The following is a 6,586-nucleotide window of genomic DNA, read 5'->3' as shown; positions in this document are numbered from 1 at the left end:
TAGGCGCGCACGAGTACCGCCAACAGCAGGGCGGCGATCAGCACACCCGCCAGGCCGAAGCGGGTCAGGCCCTCGATCAGCACACTGTGCAGGTGTGAGGCCCGCGGTGCATTGGCCCGTTGGTAGTCGGCGACCGCCACCACCCGCTGCGGCACCAGGAACTCGGTGGTGCTGGTCCCGGGTCCAAAACCCAGGAGCGGGCGGGCGGCGAAGACCTGCAGCCCCAACTCAGCCAGATTGAGCCGGATGCCGACCGACGCGCTCTCGTCATAGCTCAAGGCGTGTTGGCTGCCGACGGTGAGTTCGCGCAGGTCGATCATTTGTCGCTCGCGAGTGGCCCACAGCAGTGCGGCGGCCAGGGTCACCAACAGGAGCGCGGCGATCAGGGCCAGGCGTGCCTGACGTGGGATCGGTCCGCTTTGGCGGCGCTGCTGGCGCCACAGGATGACGGCATAGAGCATCCCGGCAATGGCGAGCCCCACGGCCGCCCCCCGCGACTGGGTGACGACCAGGACGAACAGCAGCGCCGCCAGTCCCAGCACCCAGAGTGGCCAGCCGAGCCAGGGCCGGGGGCCGGTGATCCGGGCACGCAACAGCACCAGCCCCACCAGCGCCACCGAGGCGATAAACGCCAGCCCCAGGTTGGCAAAGCCGAAGTCGTAGCGCAGCCCGTGCAGCATCGCCGGCGTCAGTGCCCAGTCGCTCTTGTACAGCACCCCGAACGCCAGCCCCAGGGCCGCCGCGGCGAGCACCTGCCAGAGCAGCTGCGGGTCGCGCCGCAGCCACCAGGCGGGGACCACGAACAGGAAGGGCGCCGTCCAGGCCCAGGCGCCCTGCCACTGGGCGGATGCGATGGCCGGAAAGAGCCAGGCGGCGCGTACTGCGAGCGCGGCGGTGATGAGCAGCACACCCAGGGCCAGCAGCATGGCCGGCTCACGGCCCAGTTGCCGCCGCTGCGCAGGGACCTCGGTGAGAAAGAGCAGCGTCAGCAGCAGCAGCGCGATCATGGCCGGCTTAGTGAGTGACCAGGCCGTGAAGGCAAAGATCAGGAGCAGGCCCCGGGCGACGGCGGGCTTGCGGGTCAGGATGGCACTCGGCAGGGTCATGCTTGGCGGGGCTCTAGGTGGGGCTCTGGGTGTGGAGCCATCGTCGGCGCGGCGGCAGGGGTCTGCCGCCATGGTAAAACAAACATCAGTCGGTCAGCAGGTTGTACAGTGCCTCGAATTCCCGGCTGAGCTTGTGCTTGGGGTCCAGATGAATCATCGGCAGGGCCTGGGTGTGTGACTCGCGGATCTTGATCGACGCTGACAGGAAGGCGTCCAGCACCGGCAGCCCCTCGGCGCGTAACTCCTCCACCAGGCGCAGCGGCAGGTTGGCGCGCGCCTGATACTGGTTCACCACGATGCCCTCCACCCGCAGGTTGCGATTGTGATCGGCCTGGATCTCGCGCACGCTGTCCATCAGCGCCACCAGCGCGCGGCGCGAGAAGTCATCGCAGTCGAACGGAATCAGGCAGGTGTCGGCGGCAATCAGCGCCGAGCGGGTGAAAAAATTGAGTGCCGGCGGGGTATCGATGAACACCGCGTCGAAATCCTTCAGCGTATCCAGCGCCTCGCGCAGTTTGTACATCTTGTAGCGCGATTCCAGCTTGACCTGCTGTTCCTCCAGGCGGGGATCGGCGGGGAGGACGAACAGGTTGGGAAAGCGGGTGCTCGCCACATACTCGATCGGCTTGGCCCCAAACATCCGGAAGTTCAGGATGTCCTCGAAAAAGTGGGCCAGCGTCTTTTCCTGCTCATCCAGCGCCTGGCCCAGCAGATAGCGCGACGCGTTGGCCTGCGGGTCCAGATCGACCAGCAGGGTCTGCCGACCCCGCGCGGCACTGATGGCGGCCAGGTTGCAGGCGATGGTCGACTTGCCTACCCCCCCTTTCTGATTGAAGACGACTCGGCGCATGGCGGTGTTCCGGGAGTTGATTGGCCAGTCCCCCATTGTAGTCAAGAACACCGAGCCGGTGCGTCCCGCCGCGATGGCTCGCGCATGCGCGAGGCGTCGTAGGGGCGGGTTTCAAACCCGCCCCTACCAGCGTCCGCGAGGGTAGGTGCGACTTCAGTCGCGCCTCCATCCGATCCGACGGTTCCAGCGCGGGCCAGGTCTGCGCCGCCCGCTCGGCGTCTTCCAACTCCTCGCGGCGGCGCCAGTCGCCGCAGTGTTCAATCAGCGCACGGGCGCGGGCGAGCTCGGCACGGTCGCGCCAGAGCCGGGCGCGGTGCAGGTGGCAGTCGGCCATGAAGAGCACCATGCCGCCGCGGGAGGCGATCGACCGGGCCTCGTCCAGGTCGGCGCGGGTAGGGCCGACGGACCCCGAACGCCCATCGGGGCGCGCGAGCCAGACCCGCCAGGCGGCGCGCTCCGGCCCGGCCAGCAGCAGGCCGCAATACCGAAAGCCCCAGAGTGAGTAGAGTAGCGGGTACTGGGGCTGAAACTCCGCCTGCATGGTCTCGGCCTCGCGGAAGCGCGCGAGTGCGGCCTCCCGTTCGCCCTGCTGGTGCAGTGTATCGGTCAGGGTCGTACGCTTGCTCAGGCGCTGGAAGGCATCGCCGCTGCGGTCGGCGTACTCCACTGACCGCCCGGCGTCCGCCAGCGCGTCCGACACCAGGCCCAGGGTCAGGTCCAGTTCGCTCAGGTTGCTGGCGACAACCGCGGCGTTCTTCCAGTCCTGTAGCCGAACCGCGCCGTCCAGCCCCGCCCGCATCGGCCCCACCGCCTCGCTCAAGCGGCCCAGCGCGCGCAGGTGGAAGGCCGCCTGGTTGAGCAGCCAGGCCCGGTCGGGCTCGCTCAAGGCGGTGGAGACCCGCTGGCAGGGCTCGTCGAAGAAGCAGGCGACCGCGCCCAACTCGTTGCCGAAGGCGCCAAGTTTCCTGACTGCATACGCTTCGGCGCCGTGGCCGATGCGGTCACGATAGACCTCTTCGCACGCCTGCTGCTGCAATCCCGCGAGACACCCGTGTGCGACCGCCTGGTAGAGCGGCTGGAGCCCAGCCAGCCCGTCCGGGCGCGGGGGACGCTGGCCTTCAGGTATTCATAGAGTCGCCGGTGGCCCTCGCGCCAGGCGTCCGGGTGCGTCTCGCGCAGCCGCCGGCTCAGGTACTCGCGCACCAGCGGGTGGGCGTCGACCGCGTCGGTCTGGGGGCGCCGCACCCCAGTGCGGCCCGGCCCATCCGCAAACCGCGACGCCGGGGTCGTTTGCGAGATCGTGCCGCACTGGGGTGCGGCGCTCCCAGCGGCAGGGAACTCGATCAGCCCGCCGTCGGCGAGTCGGCTCAGTGCCTGGTTCCACCGCGCCTGGGTCAGGTCCATCACGGGCTCGGTCAGCCCCAGGATGGCCGGCGCCTGCCGCAGCGCCTGGATGCACCCGCCATCCGCCGGCCGGTCGAAGAGCCCGAGCAGCCGCAGGGCGGCCAGTTCCACCGTCGCGCCCGCCCGTTCGAACCAGGTCTCGTAGGCCGCCAGGACCCGGAAGATATGGCCGTCAGCCGCGTCCATCAGGTCCACGGTATCGCGCCGCCGGCAGTCGCCCGCTTCGGCCTCTTTCAGATAGCACCCGAGCAGGCTGAGCGTCAGTGCATGGCCTCGGACCTCGTGGCTGGCGGCGCAGAGTTCCGGGTCGTCCGGCCCGATGGCGGCGGCCCCAGCCCGCACGCAGCCCACCCGGTGCAGCAGCCGGGCGCGGTCGGCGCCGCTCAGGTTTCCCAGGTCATGGGTCAGGACCGCGCCTTGGGGGTATTCGGGTCCGCGGGCGTATTCGGCCAAATCCGCGATGGCCTCCCGGCTGGTCAGTCGCGTAAGCCCCGGCTGGCCGGCGCCCGCGAGCTGGGCGAGCAGTGCCTTGAGCCCGGGGGCGCGCAGTTGCCCGGCCATCGGTCCGGGCGGGTATTGCAGCGGCTCGCAGCCGTCCAACACCAGCAGGGTGCGCCGCGCCGCCACCGCCTGGGCCAGCAGCCGGCCCTTGTCCCAGGGGGAGGCGGCCGGGTCGTGTGCGACCCCGAACCAGGCGAGCGCCTCGGCGAGGAAGCTGTCGTCCGACGCCTGACGGTCATCGCCGGTCCCCTGGCTATAGAAGCTCCAGCCGAACACCCGTTCCGCCCCGCGCCAGCCGTCGGCCCGCAGCCGGTCCAGCCAGCGCTTGACGAGCGCCGTCTTGCCCACCCCGCCGGGGGCGATCAGGGTGACGATCTGCACGCCGTTGCCGGACCCCTCGCCTGACCAGGCGGCGTCGAGCATTTCAAGTTCTGGCCCGCGGCCGAGAAAGTCCGGGGCGCCGGCGGGGAGCTTGGTCAGGTCGACCCGGAGCGCCGTGTCGCCCGGGTCCGTGAAGGTGAGCGGCTCGCCCTGCGGGCGCGGGCGGCGCTTGGGTTCGCCCACCGGGCCGGCCTCGACGCCGGCCTGCTCAAGCAGCGCGTCATACAGGGCCTGGTAGCCCGATTCCGAGTTCAGACACTAGAAGGTCCGGCCGCGCACCGGTTCGGGGATGCAGGGCTCATCCGCCGGGTCGAACAGGACCGGGATGTAACGGGCGGTGCGGCTGTGGGCGTCGTAGATCGCCTGGGTGACGATGGCCCCTTCCCAGTCGACCCCTTTGCCCTTGGTCGGGTCCTCGTGCCCGCTGAAGCGGCGGTAATAGGTCGGGGTGCAGCAGAGCAGCACCCGGTCCGCCGCGTCCAGCCAGCCGGTCGAGCATCCAGCGCGGCCAACCCTCTGGCGGGGTGCCGTTGACGTAACGGTCCAGATCGGTGGGGAGACCGTCGTGGCGCAGGCGCTCGGAGAGTGCCAGGACGCGCGAGCGGTGTGCGTCCGAGTCGTGGCTGTAGCTGATGAAGACCCCGTGGTGCCCCGGTCATGGCTGGCGGCCCCCTGCTGATTCTTGCGTTTTTTGCAAGTGTAATCGGGAGGGGCGTTTACGCAAGGCTTCGTCGCGGCCGGGGGGCCGCTCCTACACGCGTAGGAGCGGCCCCCAGGCCGCGACGGTCTCACTCCAACGGCACGTAATAGATCCAGGCGTCCTGATCCACCTTCAGATCGATAAGGCTCTGGTTGCGTACATCCAGATGCACATAAATCGGGGTGCCGGCGGGGACCACGATACCGTAGCCGGTCGGGAAGGTGATATTGGTGGTGGTGACGTTGGAGCCCAGGTAGGTGTTGCCGCGCTCGGCACCATAGACGAAGAGCCCGGGGCCGGCGTATTTCATGCGGAAGATGCAGCCGGTCGCGTCGCTGTCGGCGCACTGGTACATCTCGGGGCGGGTGGCGACCTCCAGGTCGACGTAGAGTGCAATCTCCGCCTGCTCGGCCACCGAGACGCTGACGATGGCGACCTTTTTCTTGGGCACCCAGACCCCGGCCTTGTCCACATGGCAGATGGCGCCGCGCAGGCACAGTCCGGTGGTGGCGCGGATGACCGCGGTGTGGATGGGCTGGATCTCGGGGGGGGCGGCGGCGACTGGGGCGGCGAGGGCGGCGAGCAGTAACGGCAATAGGGTCCGGGCAGCGGCCCGGGGGCGGTGTTTGTGCATTCTCTCAGGTGTCTTCGGTGGTCGTGGGTATGCCCCGCCACCCCTGGCGCGGTGGCCGCGGGCGGGCGTGATCGTCTCAGCGGTGCGCGTTTTGGCCCAGGCGGTCAGGTCGCATCGCTTTCAATAAAGGTCTCGTCAGGTGTGCTCAGCAGCCAAACAGACTCGCCATTCTTGCGCTTCATGTCCAGCACGGCGGTGCGTGGGAGTCGCCTTATGTGGCGGGTGATGGCATCCATGACCCAGCCATGCGTGATGACCAGGACGCGGCGGCCGGCATTCTCCTGGGCGATGGCCAGCAAGGCGTCGCGGACCCGGTCGGCAAAATGACCGATCGACTCGCCGTCCTCGAACAGGCAGGCGGGATTGCGCCGCACGATCTCCTGGTGCAGGCCGGGATGCGTGACGAGCAGTTCGCTCTTGGGCATGCCTTGAATGTGGCCGAAATGGCGCTCTTTCAGGCCCTCGTAGGCGGTCGGCGGCGGCAGGCCCCAGGCGGCGGCGATGATCTCCGCGGTCTCGGCCGAGCGGCGCAGCGGGCTGGTGCAGACCAGGGCAAAACCGCAGTCGGCGAGGCTCTCGGCCAGCTCACGCGCCTGCGCTCGGCCGGTGTCGTTGAGCGGCACGTCGATCCAGCCCTGGAGTATTCCGGTGATATTCCAGTCGGTCTCGCCGTGGCGGGTGACGCAGAGCTTGGTCGCGCCGGTGGTGTGGGCCGGCGGGGGGGGAGGGGGGATGGCGTTCATGGTCCAGGAGGCTAAACACTTCGCCGGGTCGTGGCAAGCTTAGGCGTCGTGTGCCAGCCGTGCCTGGGCCGTAGGTCGGGTTAGGCGCGCGTGCCAAGGTGCTGACATCAAGCGCAGACACGTGACGCGCGCCGTAACCCGACATACCTAGTGCCTGACAGGAAACTCGCATTTTCCAGCACCGTCTATTCGTGACGGCCGGGAAATCCTTGGTCGAGCCGTCCCGGACGACGCGCGTATCTGCAATTAATACCAAACGCGTCTGCC

The 6,586-nt window shown here is 69.0% G+C and carries 7 protein-coding genes and 1 pseudogene; all 8 read right to left on the bottom strand.

Going from position 1 to position 6,586, the window contains the following annotated elements:
• Nucleotides 1–1,106 (bottom strand): O-antigen ligase family protein (locus tag QZY44_RS02595; protein WP_295441824.1); only part of this gene is annotated, 1,106 nt, incomplete at its 3' end.
• A gap of 85 nt (nt 1,107–1,191) precedes the next feature.
• A complete protein-coding gene (locus QZY44_RS02590; RefSeq protein ID WP_295441826.1) occupies nt 1,192–1,896 on the bottom strand; it encodes a ParA family protein in 705 nt (234 codons plus the stop codon).
• On the bottom strand, nt 1,796–2,896 hold the full coding sequence (locus QZY44_RS02585; RefSeq protein WP_295441822.1) for a hypothetical protein: 1,101 nt from the start codon (nt 2,894–2,896) through the stop codon (nt 1,796–1,798). The genes QZY44_RS02590 and QZY44_RS02585 overlap by 101 nt, the downstream gene beginning before the upstream one ends.
• Complete coding sequence (locus tag QZY44_RS02580; RefSeq protein ID WP_295441819.1) at nt 2,839–4,425, bottom strand: ATP-binding protein; 1,587 nt, start codon at nt 4,423–4,425, stop codon at nt 2,839–2,841. Before QZY44_RS02580 ends, QZY44_RS02585 begins: the two co-directional genes overlap by 58 nt.
• 75 nt (nt 4,426–4,500) lie before the next feature.
• Complete coding sequence (locus tag QZY44_RS02575) at nt 4,501–4,707, bottom strand: hypothetical protein (protein ID WP_295441817.1); 207 nt, start codon at nt 4,705–4,707, stop codon at nt 4,501–4,503.
• 34 nt (nt 4,708–4,741) lie between these two features.
• A pseudogene (locus QZY44_RS35575) lies at nt 4,742–4,876 on the bottom strand (hypothetical protein); the annotation flags it as partial.
• A 154-nt stretch (nt 4,877–5,030) separates the two neighbouring features.
• Nucleotides 5,031–5,576 (bottom strand): hypothetical protein, encoded by a 546-nt coding sequence (locus QZY44_RS02570; RefSeq protein ID WP_295441815.1) that lies wholly within the window; start codon nt 5,574–5,576, stop codon nt 5,031–5,033.
• 104 nt (nt 5,577–5,680) lie between these two features.
• Nucleotides 5,681–6,319 carry a histidine phosphatase family protein gene (locus QZY44_RS02565; protein WP_295441812.1) on the bottom strand — a complete coding sequence of 213 codons (639 nt, stop codon included), beginning with the start codon at nt 6,317–6,319 and terminating at the stop codon, nt 5,681–5,683.
• Between the last annotated feature and the right edge of the window lie 267 nt (nt 6,320–6,586).

The sequence above is a fragment of the uncultured Thiodictyon sp. genome (genome assembly GCA_903837595.1).
Classification (GTDB): domain Bacteria; phylum Pseudomonadota; class Gammaproteobacteria; order Chromatiales; family Chromatiaceae; genus Thiodictyon.
This window is presented reverse-complemented; position numbering and strand designations above follow the sequence as displayed.

Coding starts and splice junctions, on each gene's coding strand:
- QZY44_RS02570 (WP_295441815.1), bottom strand. CDS start 5,576: ATGCACAAACACCGCCCCCGGGCCGCTGCCCGGACCCTATTGCCGTTA.
- QZY44_RS02565 (WP_295441812.1), bottom strand. CDS start 6,319: ATGAACGCCATCCCCCCTCCCCCCCCGCCGGCCCACACCACCGGCGCG.